Source organism: Pseudaeromonas pectinilytica (assembly GCF_054780855.1).
In genome coordinates this window covers 1-14219 of record NZ_BAAGVN010000345.1, presented here as the reverse complement: position 1 = coordinate 14219, position 14219 = coordinate 1, and the positions used below count along the sequence as shown (strand labels likewise).

The following is a 14219-nucleotide window of genomic DNA, read 5'->3' as shown; positions in this document are numbered from 1 at the left end:
TTGGCCGGTTGGTTCTGTAATTTTACTACATCTTAATCACGCTTTTGACGGCCTGAAGCGGCGCATTTGTGGCTGATTTGTTGCAAAGTAACAGCTAGGGGCCAAAATCTGCGGCCTTACTATTTGAGTACGGTGCGTGACTAATAGTTCATCATAAGCCTAGAAAGATGAATATGAAATGAACCAATGCCAAAAGACCGGAGCAGAGGAGTAGCGAGCAATGTAAAACCGGCCTGCCAACTGGAATTGGCAGGCCGGTCCTTTTATTTGAAAGCGAACTGCCGTTTAGCAGCTTGCAATTTTTCGTAAGCGGCCAGCAGCTTTTGATGCAGTGGGTATTGGGTCAGACTCAAATCGCCCGCTTGCAAGCCGAAGAAACGGGCTTCGCCGCGGATATGAGCCCAAACAACCTCGACTGTTGCCACACCGAACATGCGCTCGAAGGCGTTCACATAGAGCTGCGGATCCCGCTCTGGCGAGAGGTGAAGCTCCAGGCTGGCCTTCAGACAACGGAAGAAGTTGGCTCGTTCGGCAGTGAAAATGGTGGCGTTGAACTCCAGCGTCCAGTCGGTCCATTCCAAGGCTGTCGTCAGCTCACCTGCCGCCAATGCCAGCAGGCATTTGAGCTCACCTACCCGCAGGGTATGCCAGCCACTACTCTTCTCGACGGCCAGGCCAATCAGTTCGCGAACCCGGGTGCGATCATCGAAGCCTTCTTCATCCAGCATGTCGTAGAAAGCCATGTACTCTTCGGCCGTGCCGTGACTCTCTGGCAGTGCGAGAACCGCCTCGCGTAATCCGGCACCCATGTTGTTATTGGCGATGACCAGATCTTCTGCCGGGTAAATATCGGACATGCCGGGTACCAGGATACGGCAGGCATACACGCCCAGATGCTCGTAGTCTGCGATGTACACGGGCTGCTCGAGTTCATGGAAGATACCGATCAGATGATTGAATTCCTGCTCTGTGCTACCAGCAAAGTTCCAGTCAGCAAAGGGGTAGTCTTCGCGGCTCTGGAACAGATCCCAACTGATAAGACCGGATGAGTCGATGAAATGAGTTTCCAGATTGTGGTGATCACCGACTTCGTCGTTATTGAACGAGGGCGGGGCGAAGACATCCAGATCCTTGAGGCTGCGGCCTTGCAGTAATTCAGTGACGGTCCGCTCCAGCGCTACCTCAAAGCGAGGATGAGCGCCGAACGATGCGAAACAGGTGCCATTGTTCGGATTGAACAACACCACGCAGATGACCGGGAACTTGCCGCCCAAAGAGGCGTCATAGCACAGGATCGGGAAACCTTCGGCTTCCAGGGCATCGATAGCAGCCTTGATCCCAGGGAAGCGAGCGATAACGTCAGCCGGAATGGTCGGCAGACTGATGGCTTCGGCAATCACCTTGTTTTTCACATAGCGCTCAAACACTTCTGACAATGCTTGTGTGCGTGCTTCGGTCGCGGTATTACCTGCGCTCATGCCGTTAGAAACATAAAGGTTGGCAATGATGTTCATCGGGATATAGACGGTCTGCTGGTTATCCTGACGCACGAAGGGTAGGGCGCAAATGCCGCGCTCTTCATTACCGGATTGCAGATCGATCAGCATGTCGGCCGAGAGTTCACCCTCTGGATCGTAGAATTCCAGGGTGTAATCATCGAGCAGACCGTCCGGTAACTCGCCATCCTCGGGAATGGGGAACCATTGCTCGTTGGGATAATGAACAAAGTCGCCGTTCGCAATCTCCTCACCCAGATAGAAATCGGCAAAGAAGTAGTTGGTCGACAGGCGCTCAAAGTATTCGCCCAGAGCCGACGCCAAAGCGGCTTTCTTGCTGGCACCCTTGCCATTGGTAAAACAGAGCGGGCAATCCTTGTCCCGAATATGCACAGACCAGACATGAGGTATGGGGTTGAGCCAGGAGGCTTCTTCGATATCGAAGCCAAGTTCGCCTAGCTTGTGCTGGAAGCGTTCGATAGAGGCTTCAAGAGCCGCATCTTTACCGGGGATAAAGGTTTGCATGGGACAGGATTCCATAGGGCTGACATTGTTATCGTTCTGTTAATCGGTAACAGAGCGGCTAGTGTACTGGCTGAGTGAATGGCATGCCAGCAAGCTCTAGCCTGATTCCGGCTGGATCAAGCAGTTTGATGCAACTATTGCAATGATTGGCATGTGATGTTGCGGAAAACGACTTGCAGAGTTGCTGCCAATCCGTAATGTGGTGAGTCAGATTTTTATATTGTCTCCAGGGCAGGATTAATGATGAAAAAAGTAGGTTTGATCGGTTGGCGCGGCATGGTGGGCTCAGTGTTGATGAGCCGTATGGTGGAAGAGAATGACTTCGCCAAGATCCAGCCGGTGTTCTTTACCACCTCACAAGCGGGCCAAGCGGCTCCAAACTATGGTAAAGATGCGGGTCAGCTGCAAAATGCTTATGACATCGATGCGCTGACGGCGCTGGATATCATCATTACCTGTCAAGGTGGCGATTACACCAAAGAGGTCTATCCGAAGCTCATGGCGACCGGATGGCAAGGCTACTGGATCGATGCGGCGTCGGCCCTGCGTATGGAGCCGGATGCGGTCATTATCCTGGACCCGGTTAATGGACAGGTGATTGATAACGCCCTGGATCGTGGCTTCAAGACCTATGTGGGTGGCAACTGTACCGTCAGCCTGATGCTGATGGGGCTCGGTGGCCTGTTTGCTCACGATCTGGTCGAGTGGGTCTCTTCCTCCACTTATCAGGCGGCATCAGGGGCTGGCGCTCGTCACATGCGCGAATTGCTGTCCCAGATGGGAGCCCTGCGCGATGTGGTCGCCGCTGAGCTGGCGGATCCTGCTTCAGCCATTCTGGATATCGAGCGCAAAGTGACCGCGGCCATGCGAGATGAGTCATTCCCGACCTCTCAGTTCGGTGCTCCGCTGGCGGGTAGCCTGATCCCGTGGATCGATGTGGCCCTGGCGAATGGTCAGAGTAAGGAAGAGTGGAAGGGGATGGCTGAAACCAACAAGATCCTCGGCCGCGATGGCAGCCCGATCGCCGTAGATGGTAACTGTGTGCGCATCGGTGCCCTGCGTTGTCACAGCCAATCCTTCACCATCAAACTGAAGAAGGATGTGCCGCTGGATGAGATCCATCAACTGCTGGCCAGTCACAACGATTGGGTACGGGTCATTGAAAATGATCGGGCGGTGACCGTCAAAGAGCTGACCCCTGCCAAGGTAACCGGAACGCTGAATGTGCCCGTAGGACGTCTGCGCAAGATGAACATGGGCAACGATTTCCTGTCTGCGTTCTCCGTCGGGGATCAGCTGCTGTGGGGCGCTGCCGAGCCACTGCGCCGGATGTTGAATATTCTGCTCGCCAAGGCATGAGTTTGCGCAGACAACCATGACACGCAAGAAGGGCCACGAATGTGGCCCTTCTTATTGGAGTGCAAAATAAGCTGTTTGTTCAGTCTGAGAACGACACCGATTAATGTAGCGCCAGGAAACCCAACATCAGTAGGGGTCCCAGCAGACTGAGGATAAATCCTGATACCACGGCAATCGGAACCATCATCAAGCCTCCAGATTTCTGAATGATGGGCAGGGTGAAGTCCAGAGCGGTTGCGCCACCTAGGCCGATAGCGGCGGAAGGATGGCGGCGCATCAGCAACGGGATGAGCACGATAGCCAGTAATTCGCGAGTCAAGTCATTGAGAAATGCGGCACTGCCAAGGATCGGACCCAACTCGCCTCCCACCAGAATGCCAGACAGTGAATACCAGCCAAATGCTGATGACAGCGCCAGACTCTGATACCAGGGATATCCCATTACGACTCCGGCAATCAAGCCGCCGATCCAACTGCTGATAACCAGAGTGGCCGCAATCTTCAAGGCCCAAGCATTAAGTAATATTTGCCGCAACGTCATCCCCGAATTGCGCATCTGGATACCGATAAAAAACAGCAACAGCATCAGTGCCCAATTACTCCAAGTATGCACCGGGATGCTGTTGGGCTCCAGAAGCCAGCCGATGCCAAAGCCGAGAACAACGACCAAGGCCATGCGCAACGATTCCGCCATCATCTGCCACTTGGACTGCGCCACCAAACCGTCTTCTTCCTGTAACGGCGGGCGGCCACGATCCTGCCACCAGAGTGCCAACAGATTGCAGCCGCAGATGCAGCTAGCGAATAGGGCCACGGTTTGTACCAACTGCAGTATGTGTTGATCCAGGTTGTCGATAAACGCAAGTCCGATCCCCATCAGGGCCAGGATCAGATAAACCATTTGACTGGTTAGCCATTGCAGGCGTTTCAGGATCGTTTGAGATGCAAGGCGGATGGTGTAGCCGAGAACCAGAGGCAGCATGATGAGCAGGATATCGAAGAACATGAGCATTTCCGAAATGATTTGAGTCGGGAATGTTGCCTGTTTGTTGTTCTGGGAGCAACCCTGAAGCCTTGAGGATACAGAATGTGATCTGAGTTTGGTTTTGTTCGGACAAGTTGAAATTGGAGTCTGGTGGTTCAGGCTAGGTTTATATGGTGGCGGATATCGTTTTCAAGAGCTGTCCTGTCATAAACAACAGGCGTTAAAAATCGAAGGCTTATGCTTTTGTTTATGGTCTATGTTTGGAAATGAAATTGGATGAAGATTGGTTAGAGCAATGAGAGGAGTTGTTATGGTTGTCAACGAGCAGCAGAGTGTGCGGACTTGGTCCAATCATGGGTTACATCATGACTTTTCAACCAATGGGGCATGTAGCCATTGGGTGGATGCACAGTCTGAGACTATGGTGGCGGCCCTGGCTCGCTTGGTCTCCCATCCCAGTCACTCATCGTTGGTAACTATGGATCAGGAATCGAAATTCGAGGCTCCATTTGGTCAGGCCATGATCGACTGCCTGGACGAGGCTCTGGTTTTAGCCCGGCAATTCGGATTCAGAACTTACAAGGATCCGGCTGGTTTTTATGCTCATATCGAGCTGGGCTCTGGCTCTGAAGTGGTGGGCATTTTATGTCATCTGGATGTTCATCAACCGGATGATAGTGCTCATTGGTTCAGTTCACCTTTTCAGCTGAATGTTCGCAATGGCTTGCTCTACGGCTGTGGAACGCAGCAGAGTAAAGGCCCCTTCATTGCGGCGCTATTCGCCCTCAAAGCACTACAGGAATCGGCGCAACCGCTTCGGCATACCATTAGGCTGATTATCGGTACCGACGCGCATCAGCAATGGCGCTGTATGGAGCGTTACCTGGCTCATGAAGTGGCTCCCAGTTTCTCATTTTCTCCTACTTCCCGCTTTCCTGTGGTGTATGCGGAAAAACGTCTACTACAAGTATCGCTGCATGGTCCGGCCTCGACTGATTTGACGCTGGCATGTGGTGGCGCGCTGGACTGTGTTCCGGATCGGGCCCGTTATTCCGGTAAGAAACAAAAGTTGTTACAGAAAAAACTCGATGCTTTGGGCTATCTCTGGTTGGAAGAGGCTGGCTCGACCGTGGTTCTGGGGCAAACCGCATCGGCGGCTTGCTGTGATCGTCAAGGGGTGAACGCGATTGTCCGTCTGTGTCGTGGCTTGCAAGCCATTGGTTATCAACATCAGGCACTGGGATTTTGCAGCCTGGTGGTGGGAGAAGATCCCCATGTTCGGGCTTTGCTGGGTGATGTCGAGGATGAGTGCAGTGGCAAGTTGACGCTAAATCTGGCGCAACTACGGATCGATAAGCAAGGAAGTCGCATCGATCTGGATCTACGGGTGCCAGTGCATGTTGATTTCGAGCTGTTTCAACAGACGTTGCGGCAAGCCGTATCACGATTAGGATGGCGTTATCAGGAATTGGGCCACGTTCCGCCCCTGTATGTTCCGGCTACATCGCCTGCGGTCATCCAGTTGAGTCAGGCCTATCAGGAGGTGACGGGGGAGCAACGAATGCCAACCGTTTCTAGCGCGGTCAGTTATGCGCGCTCACTGCCAAATTGTGTACCGTTTGGCGCCTTTTTATCCGAATATCCAGAGGCGGCACCACAGGCTAACGAACATGTGGCCTTGGATGAGTTATTGCAAGCCAGTAAAATTTTTGCCTGCGCTTTAAGCCGATTGCAGCAGATCCCATTAGGGATCGCGGTGGGGCGCCAAAGTTGATCGTTTGCACTCCTATGCATCACTAGCGCGCTATTAATGCAGATATTGCGTTTTTTTTGAATTTTAATTCGGCTTTCTGCTTCTCAATCTGCCGTTCATCTTGTAATTTGTGATCACTCTGGTATTTCCCTGCCGAGTGAGCGCGGTTTTATCATTCTGATAAACCGATGCCTGGAAGGCACATCAAGAAACAAGGTTGTTGACGCATGAGTGACGTAGCCACGCTTGAGGTCCGAAATCTGCATAAATATTTCGGATCCCATGAGGTTTTAAAAGGCATCAATCTAACGGCCCACAAAGGGGACGTTATCTCTATCATAGGTTCTTCCGGCTCCGGTAAATCAACATTCTTACGTTGTATCAATCTGTTAGAAACACCGTCTTCCGGTGATGTGCTGGTGCATGGCGAGTTGATTCGCATGAAAGCTAATAAGCTGGGTGAGCGTCATCCGGAGAGTCGGCAGCAGGTCGAGCGGATCCGCTCCCGGCTGGCGATGGTCTTCCAAAGCTTCAATCTATGGTCTCATTTGACCGTATTGCAAAATGTCATCGAAGTGCCGATCCAGGTGCTCAAAGTTCCCCGTGCCGAAGCTATTGAAAAAGCCGAGATGTTATTGCATCGGGTTGGCCTGTATGAGCGCCGCGATTATTACCCAGGACACCTCTCGGGTGGTCAGCAACAACGGGCAGCAATAGCTCGTGCGTTGGCCGTCGATCCGGAAGTCATGCTGTTTGACGAGCCCACGTCAGCCTTGGATCCGGAGCTGGTGGGGGAAGTGTTGCAGGTCATGCGCACCCTGGCCGAAGAGGGACGGACCATGCTGGTCGTCACCCACGAGATGTCATTTGCCCGGGATGTTTCAAATCGGGTCATGTTCTTGCATCAAGGAGTGGTGGAAGAGGAGGGCGATCCGAAGCAGGTCTTCTCCAACCCGACATCAGAACGTTTCAAACAATTTATTTCGTCCATCTATTAATCAGGTCAAGGAGTTAGATATGAAGAAGGTATGGGTTACGGCCGCTATGGCGCTGGTTCTGGCCGCTGGTGTTCAAGCCAAGGAGTGGAAAGAGGTGCGCATTGGTATCGAGGGCGCTTATCCTCCGTTTTCTCGGACTGAAGCCAATGGCGATATGACCGGCTTTGACGTCGATATGGCCAATGCTCTGTGCGTCGAAATGAAGGTCAAGTGCACCATCGTCAAACAAGATTGGGATGGCATGATCCCGAGTCTGCTGGCGCGTAAATTCGATGCCATCATCTCGACGATGGATATCACCCCTGAACGTCTCAAGCGCGTTGATTTTTCAGATAAGTACCAGCATGTCCCGGCTCGTTTTGCCACCAAGAAGGGTACCCAGCTGGAATTGACCGCCGAGTTCATGAAGGGCAAGAAAGTCGGGGTTCAACGCGCCACCTCGATGGATTCTTACATCACCGATAACTTCCCAGGTTCGGACATCAAGCGCTACGGCACCGCTGAAGAAGCGTATCTGGATCTGAAGTCCGGCCGCATCGACTATGTGCTGGCTGATTATGCCTCCTTGCTGGATGGTTTGATCAAGAAGGAAGATGGCAAGGACTACGAGCTGGTCGGCCCGGGCCTGACCGATCCGCGCTGGTTTGGTATTGGTGCCGGTGTCGCCCTGCGTAAAGGGGATGCGGATCTGAAGGCCCTGTTTAATCAGGGGATCAAGGATCTGCGTGCCAATGGCAAGTACAAGGCCATCAACGACAAGTACTTTGATTTTGATGCCTTCGGCGAATAATCACCCGAGTCGTAGACGGGCCTGCGGGCCCGTCGTCAATGGATGTGACAATGTTTGATTTAAAGGGTTACGAGGCTTCCTTGTTGGAGGGAGCCTGGATGACATTGCAGGTCTCCTTGCTGTCGGTCGTGCTGGCCATGGTGCTTGGCATGATAGGCGCTGTGTCGAAATTATCCCGCTACCGGATGGCCAAGCGTCTTGCGACCCTCTACACCACGGTCGTACGTGGTATTCCGGATTTGATCCTGATGATGCTGCTGTTTTTCGGCGGTCAGGTATTCGTCAATTTTCTTTGTACCCAGATCAATGAACATCTCAATGAGTGGGTGTTGCAAGGGAATGCTCAACACGAATGGACGGCCTATGTGCCGGAATATGTTGATATCAGTCCGTTTATTGCCGGTGTGCTGACCATTGGTTTTATCTTTGGTGCCTACATGACCGAGACCTTTCGAGGTGCCATTTTGGCTGTGGATCGGGGTCAGCTGGAGGCCGCAGCTGCCTATGGGATGACGCCGTGGCAGGTGTTTCGCCGCGTGCTGTTTCCGCAGATGGTGCGCCATGCTTTACCCGGATTTGGCAACAACTGGTTGGTTTTGCTCAAAACCACGGCGCTAGTCTCCGTCATTGGACTCGATGACATGGTACGCAAGGCCGGATTAGCCGCTGGGACTACTCAACTGCCATTTACCTTTTACATGGCGGTTGCCTTGATCTTCCTCGTGTTTACCGCGTTTTCGACCACCCTGCTGAAGTGGGCCGAACGTCATTATTCGATTCAGACGAGGTAAGCCATGTTTGATTTTTCTATTATTCTGCAAGAATGGCCCACCTATCTGCAGGGGCTTGGCAATACCGTCTGGCTGGTGGCAGTGTCATTGCTCTTGGGGTTGTCTATTGCTATCCCTCTGGGAATTTGTCGCAACAGTGTGAACCCGTTATTACGGTTACCAGCTTGGGCTTATATCTATTTTTTCCGTGGCACCCCGATGCTGGTGCAACTCTTCATCATCTACTATGGGGCTGGGCAGTGGGACGGCTTGCGCAACTCCTGGGCCTGGGAGTGGTTTCAGGAGGCCTGGTTCTGCGCTTTGCTCTCTTTCACCTTGAACACGGCGGCTTACACCGCGGAAATTGTGCGTGGCGCGATCCGCACCATTCCCAAGGGCGAGATTGAAGCGGCTCAAGCCTTTGGCATGACGCCCTGGCAGACCATGACCTGTATCCTGTTACCGAGTGCGTTGCGTCGGGCACTACCGGCCTACAGCAATGAGGTCATCTTCATGCTGCATGGTTCCGCGGTCGCGGGAATTATTACCATAGTTGATTTGACCGGCGCGGCGCGGATCATCAATGCGCGCTATTACAGTCCGTTTGAGGCCTTTCTGACCGCAGGTCTGCTCTATATGCTGCTGAGTCTGTGTATCGTCTGGGTCTTCCGGCGGCTGGAACAGCGTTGGCACGTACATTTAAGGCCGCGAAGCGTCTAGGTTCTGCTGCTGGCGACACGGTGACATGCTACTATGTCACCGTTTTTCATTTCTGGGGTTCTTAAGGAGCCTGTCGTTGCGCGCTGTGTTGTTCACTTTACTGCTGCTGTATGGGAGCTTGCCGCTCCAGGCGGCCGAGCAGGTCGTTTTTGCCGCTGAACCCTCCTGGTTGCAAGCTGTTGCTACCCCGACCTCGCCGCCACAAGCGGCGGTTTCGGGTCAACGTTATCTGCTAGTGGATCGACAAAATTATGTGGATTCATCCCAGGTGCAACGTTTCAGTCGATTTGTCATCCAGATCACCAGCACCGAAGGCCTGGAGAAGGCGTCACAACTGGCTTTCGATTTTGATCCCAGCTACGAAACCCTGACCATCCACAAGGCCCAGGTCTGGCGCGCCGGCAAGGCGCTGGATCGTCTCGAGCCGAATGAACTACGCGTGTTTCAGCGCGAGGCCAACCTGGAACGTTTTCTCTACTCCGGGACGCGAACGGCTTACCTGATCCTGCCGGATATCCGGGTTGGAGATGTTCTGGAATACAGTTACACGGTGCAGGGCAATAACCCGGTGATGGCAGGGCGTTATAGCGAAATGCTGGCCATGGATTGGGATATTCCGATTGCGCGGAATAGTTTGCGCTTGCTGGTGGCACCGAGCCGCGCCTTGTTTTTCCAGGCTCCCAAAGAGAGTGACGTCCAGGTCAAAGTGAGCGAATCCTCCGGCCGGCGCGAAATTTTATGGCAACAAGAGAATGTCCCGGCCGTGGAGTTGCAGTCGGATACGCCAGCCTGGTACACCCCGAATCGGACCCTGAGCGTCAGCGAGTTTGCCAGTTGGGCCGACGTCGCCCAATGGGCCATGCCCCTCTACGATGATGCGGCGGCGGTCGATCCTACCGTGCAGTTGCTGGCCGATCAGTTGGCCGCACATCAGGATGCCGCGGGAAAAGTAATGGCCGCCCTGCACTTCGTGCAGCAGGAAATTCGCTATCTGGGAATGGAAGATGGGATTGGTTCACACCGACCCCGCCATGCCGCCGATACCCTGTATCGCCGTTATGGCGACTGTAAAGACAAGACGGTGCTGTTGATGGCGCTGCTCAAGGCGATGGGCTTCAAGCCCTCGGCGGCGCTGGTGAGTCTCGATCAGGGAGCCGGCCTTCCCAACCAGCAGCCTTCGCCCTACCTGTTCGATCACGTCATTGTGACTCTATTACTGGATGGCCAGCGGTTATGGTTGGATGGCACCCTCCTGAATCAGGGTGATCGTCTGGATACTGTGGCCGTGCCCTATTATCGTTATGCGCTCCTGGTTGCAGCCGGAGCCACCAGCCTGACACCGATGGATGGTGATTACCGTCCCGCTGAGGTCTCGGTCCGTCATGAGCTCTGGGTGCAAAAAGATCAGAACCGGTTGCAGATTGAAAGCCAGTATCAAGGGGAGCAAGCCGAGCAGCAGCGTAGCCAGTGGCTGAACAGTACGCCGCAAGCGATTGGTCGCCGCTTTGAGGACTATTACGCGCGCATCTATGGCGATCTGGTGACAGTCGGCGCCGCCCAAGTCAGTGATGATCGACAACTGAACCAATTGGTGATGCGGGAAACCTATCTGACGCCTGGCGGTCAGCAGTTTGTTGCCGAGCAGGGATTGGATATCTACGCCGACTTGCTGGATAGCTACCTGAAAGATGTGGATAGCAACCGCACCCAGCCGCTGATGCTGTCAGCTCCCATCCGTTTGAAGCAGGAGTTCCTGATCCACTTGCCCAAACCCATGCAGATAGCGCCCTACCAGTCGACGCAAGACAATGCGGTATTCCGCTTTGGTTTACAGGTGGAGCCACTGGACAAGCAGTTGCTGCGTGTCAGCTATCGTTACGAGAGCCTGCTGGATAGCGTCCCAGTCGCCGAGTTGGCCCGTTATCGGGAGCATGTGCGCCGAGCCAAAGAGCAGCTGAGTCTGAACTTCTCGTTGCCAATGCGGTGATACTGTGGCTTTGGCCGCCGAGTCGTAGACAAGACAAAGGGGCGAGCTCGCCCCTTTGTTATTGCTGGATCCGCTAGGGTTGCAACGGCTGGTAATTAGCGGAATGTGGCCCATATGGGGGCGTGGTCGGAGGGCTTTTCGACACCGCGCAGTGGGTAGTCGATCCCGGCCTCATCGAGGCGAGCCAGCAGCGGTGCCGTCGCCAGAATCAAATCGATCCGCAACCCCCGATTTTCGTCAAAGCCCTTGCTGCGATAATCAAACCAGCTGTAGCGATCCTGGGTCTCGGGAAACAGATGACGGAAGGTATCTATGAGCCCCCAGCCTTTCAGGCGGGCGAGCCATTCGCGCTCTTCGGGTAAAAATGAGCACTTCCCATCACGCAGCCAGCGTTTGCGATTGGTTTCGCCGATGCCGATGTCGCAATCTTCCGGAGAGATATTCAAGTCGCCCATCACCACCAGCTCCTCGTCCGGCTGATGCTGCTCGAGCAGCAGACTCTGCAGGTCTGCATAGAATTTTTCTTTAGCCGGGAACTTGGTCGGATGGTCGCGACTCTCGCCCTGGGGGAAGTAGCCATTCATCACGGTAAGGCGGCGGCCATCCGCCAGTACAAAACGCGCACTGATCAGACGACGCTGAGCCTCCTCGTCGTCACCAGGAAAGCCTCGGTTCACCGATTCTGGCTCCTGCTTGCAGAGTAATGCCACCCCATAATGTGCTTTTTGGCCATGAAAATAGACGTGATAGCCCATGGCCTCTACGTCAGCCCGCGGGAAGGCGTCATCATGCACCTTGATCTCCTGCAGGCCGATAATATCGGGTTGATGAGCATCAATCAGCGCCTGCAGTTGCGGCAGCCTGGCACGTAATCCATTGATGTTAAACGATACTATTTTCATGCGATCTCTCTTCTCGGTTCGGCTTGCGGATCACGGGCGACTCTTTTGCGCCTGCAGATCTTCTTGTAGTTTGCGCAGACGCTCCAACTGGGTTGGATTGAGCTGGACCCCGTCGAGCAGAGCTAGTGTGCTCTTGCACTCGTTCAGCAACTCGGTCTGGGGTTTGCCATGACTCTTGGTCAATTGCAGCAACGCTTGCGCCTTGTTGATGGCGGCATTGGTATTGGCAGGAGCCCGTCGTAAGGCTTCGCGGAAGCAGCCCAGAGCCTCTTCAATGCGACCTTGGGTATAGGCTTTGATCCCTTGTTCGTTGAGCTCTCGATATTTTTGTTGTCGCTCTTGCTGGGCTTTATCGTCGAAGGTGGTGCGGACACAGGTTAATAACAGCGGCTCGACATTTTCCTGCTGCCGTAACAGGGGTTGTAGCTGCTCGGCGTACTCATATTCACCCAGTTGGGCTAACCCCAGCACCATATTGCTGAGTAGCGGGGCGGCCATAGTGGCGGGTTCACTCTGGTACGGCTGGATCGCCTTGTAGAGCATCTTCTTGCCACGCACCACCTCGCCGCGGGCGACTTGAACTCGTGCCTGGCAGATTTGTTCGAAGGTGGCGAAGTCAAATTCGCTCTCGACCAGAGTCTGCCGACAACGCGAGAGAGCATTACCCACCTGCTTTTGCAAATTGCCGATGTGGTAGGGGTCGCTACTGTTCATGGCGTAGAGGATCAGACAATGAATATGACTGCCCAGTAGTTGGGCATTCTTGCCATGGTCGTAGCGATTCAGATCCAGCATGGTGGCGGTGGAATCCCGGGCGCGCAAGTAGTCGCCTTGTGCCAGCGCCATCTCCGCCAATTGCCGATGCAGCATACCGGACTGCGGGGAGATTTCGGTGGCTCGACTGAGGGTATCGAGCGCATCCTGCGGGTTATTGCTGGCTAACTGGGCGGCCGAGAGCCAGCGATAGGCGTCCACCATCAGTGGGCGCAGCCGTAGGGCGGTGTGTAGGTGTGCGATCGCATCCTCGTACTGGCCGAGTAAATGGCAGACCTTGCCGAGACCCAGTCGTAACCAGCTGGATTCGCTGCTGGCCAATCCTTCGCGCAGTACAGCCCGGGCGGCCATGGGATCGTCGAGACGGACATGCATCTCCGCCATCAGGCAGCGACAGAAGGTCGCATATTTTGAACCACTGTCGATGACCGGTTGGCACTGGGCGATGACGGCGGCAAAGTCTTCCTTCTCGAGGGCGACAAAGATGCCCTTGAGTTCCTGCTTGCGTTGCAAGGCGCGTTGCAGGCGCTGTCGTAACTGTTCTTGGGAGAAGGGCTTCATCATGTAGCCATCGGGCTCACTCTCCAGAGCACTGAGTACCATGGCGCGGCTATTGTCGCCGCTGATGATGAAGACGATGGATTCCGGTGGCAGCAGATGTTGTTCGCGCAGATATTCCAGCAGTTGGCGACCGTTCTCGCCCATGCCCAGGTTGTAATCGAGCAGATAGATGTCGAACTCTTCTTTCTGGCAACGACGACGCGCCTCTTCGGCGGAACCGAGAATGGTGACCTTGTTGAATCCAATATTGATCAACATGGCCTTCATCAGCACCTGAAACGAGCGCTGATCATCCACCAGGAGAATTTTTTTGTCCCGGAAGAGCGAGGAGATGCTGGTGGTCGTTGTGTCTTGTACGAGCAGATCTGTCATCGCGACAAGTTCATTGGCTGGCCCGGAGGGCGGTGGGCATACTATAACGGAAATTGTTGCAATACGGACTAGAAGAAGGCTGGCTTTTCACGGTGCAGTGAGCAAGAAGATGGTGGAGGGAGAAGGATTCGAACCTTCGAAGGCAGAGGGCGCTGTTCCCTTTACGTGTTGTTGACTATTTTCACCCCACCCGATAACCAGGATTTTGCACTGTTGGGCTCTTGGTT

The 14219-nt window shown here is 54.2% G+C and carries 11 protein-coding genes; 7 read left to right on the top strand and 4 right to left on the bottom strand.

Going from position 1 to position 14219, the window contains the following annotated elements:
• Positions 1-263: 263 nt before the first annotated feature.
• On the bottom strand, positions 264-2021 hold the full coding sequence (gene ycaO / locus ACYVG7_RS16690; RefSeq protein WP_460884221.1) for a 30S ribosomal protein S12 methylthiotransferase accessory factor YcaO: 1758 nt from the start codon (positions 2019-2021) through the stop codon (positions 264-266).
• 243 nt (positions 2022-2264) lie between these two features.
• Between ycaO and asd the strand changes: the two genes are divergently transcribed.
• Complete coding sequence (gene asd / locus ACYVG7_RS16685) at positions 2265-3380, top strand: aspartate-semialdehyde dehydrogenase (protein ID WP_460884220.1); 1116 nt, start codon at positions 2265-2267, stop codon at positions 3378-3380.
• Positions 3381-3480: 100 nt separating this feature from the next.
• On the opposite strand, the gene ACYVG7_RS16680 is transcribed toward asd, so the two are convergent.
• Positions 3481-4386 carry a LysO family transporter gene (locus tag ACYVG7_RS16680; protein WP_460884219.1) on the bottom strand — a complete coding sequence of 302 codons (906 nt, stop codon included), beginning with the start codon at positions 4384-4386 and terminating at the stop codon, positions 3481-3483.
• A 289-nt stretch (positions 4387-4675) separates the two neighbouring features.
• Here ACYVG7_RS16680 and ACYVG7_RS16675 point away from each other — a divergent pair, with 289 nt between their 5' ends.
• The 6 genes from ACYVG7_RS16675 (at position 4676) to ACYVG7_RS16650 (ending at position 11383) form a co-directional block, all read left to right on the top strand.
• On the top strand, positions 4676-6139 hold the full coding sequence (locus tag ACYVG7_RS16675) for a Sapep family Mn(2+)-dependent dipeptidase (protein WP_460884218.1): 1464 nt from the start codon (positions 4676-4678) through the stop codon (positions 6137-6139).
• 206 nt (positions 6140-6345) lie between these two features.
• Positions 6346-7116, top strand: coding sequence for an ABC transporter ATP-binding protein (locus ACYVG7_RS16670; RefSeq protein WP_460884217.1), 771 nt, complete (start codon positions 6346-6348; stop codon positions 7114-7116).
• A 19-nt stretch (positions 7117-7135) separates the two neighbouring features.
• Positions 7136-7906 carry an ABC transporter substrate-binding protein gene (locus tag ACYVG7_RS16665; protein ID WP_460884216.1) on the top strand — a complete coding sequence of 257 codons (771 nt, stop codon included), beginning with the start codon at positions 7136-7138 and terminating at the stop codon, positions 7904-7906.
• A 50-nt stretch (positions 7907-7956) separates the two neighbouring features.
• A complete protein-coding gene (locus ACYVG7_RS16660; RefSeq protein ID WP_460884215.1) occupies positions 7957-8697 on the top strand; it encodes an ABC transporter permease in 741 nt (246 codons plus the stop codon).
• Positions 8698-8700: 3 nt separating this feature from the next.
• Positions 8701-9396 carry an ABC transporter permease gene (locus ACYVG7_RS16655; RefSeq protein ID WP_460884214.1) on the top strand — a complete coding sequence of 232 codons (696 nt, stop codon included), beginning with the start codon at positions 8701-8703 and terminating at the stop codon, positions 9394-9396.
• A gap of 85 nt (positions 9397-9481) precedes the next feature.
• Positions 9482-11383, top strand: a complete 1902-nt coding sequence (locus ACYVG7_RS16650) for a DUF3857 domain-containing transglutaminase family protein (RefSeq protein WP_460884236.1) — start codon at positions 9482-9484, stop codon at positions 11381-11383.
• 95 nt (positions 11384-11478) lie between these two features.
• Here the strand turns inward: ACYVG7_RS16650 and xthA are convergent, their stop codons facing one another.
• Together xthA and ACYVG7_RS16640 are read right to left on the bottom strand one after the other, a co-directional pair.
• Positions 11479-12285: an exodeoxyribonuclease III gene (xthA, locus tag ACYVG7_RS16645; protein WP_460884213.1), complete on the bottom strand. Its 807-nt coding sequence runs from the start codon at positions 12283-12285 to the stop codon at positions 11479-11481.
• A gap of 30 nt (positions 12286-12315) precedes the next feature.
• Complete coding sequence (locus tag ACYVG7_RS16640) at positions 12316-13992, bottom strand: response regulator (RefSeq protein WP_460884212.1); 1677 nt, start codon at positions 13990-13992, stop codon at positions 12316-12318.
• Positions 13993-14219 lie beyond the last annotated feature (227 nt).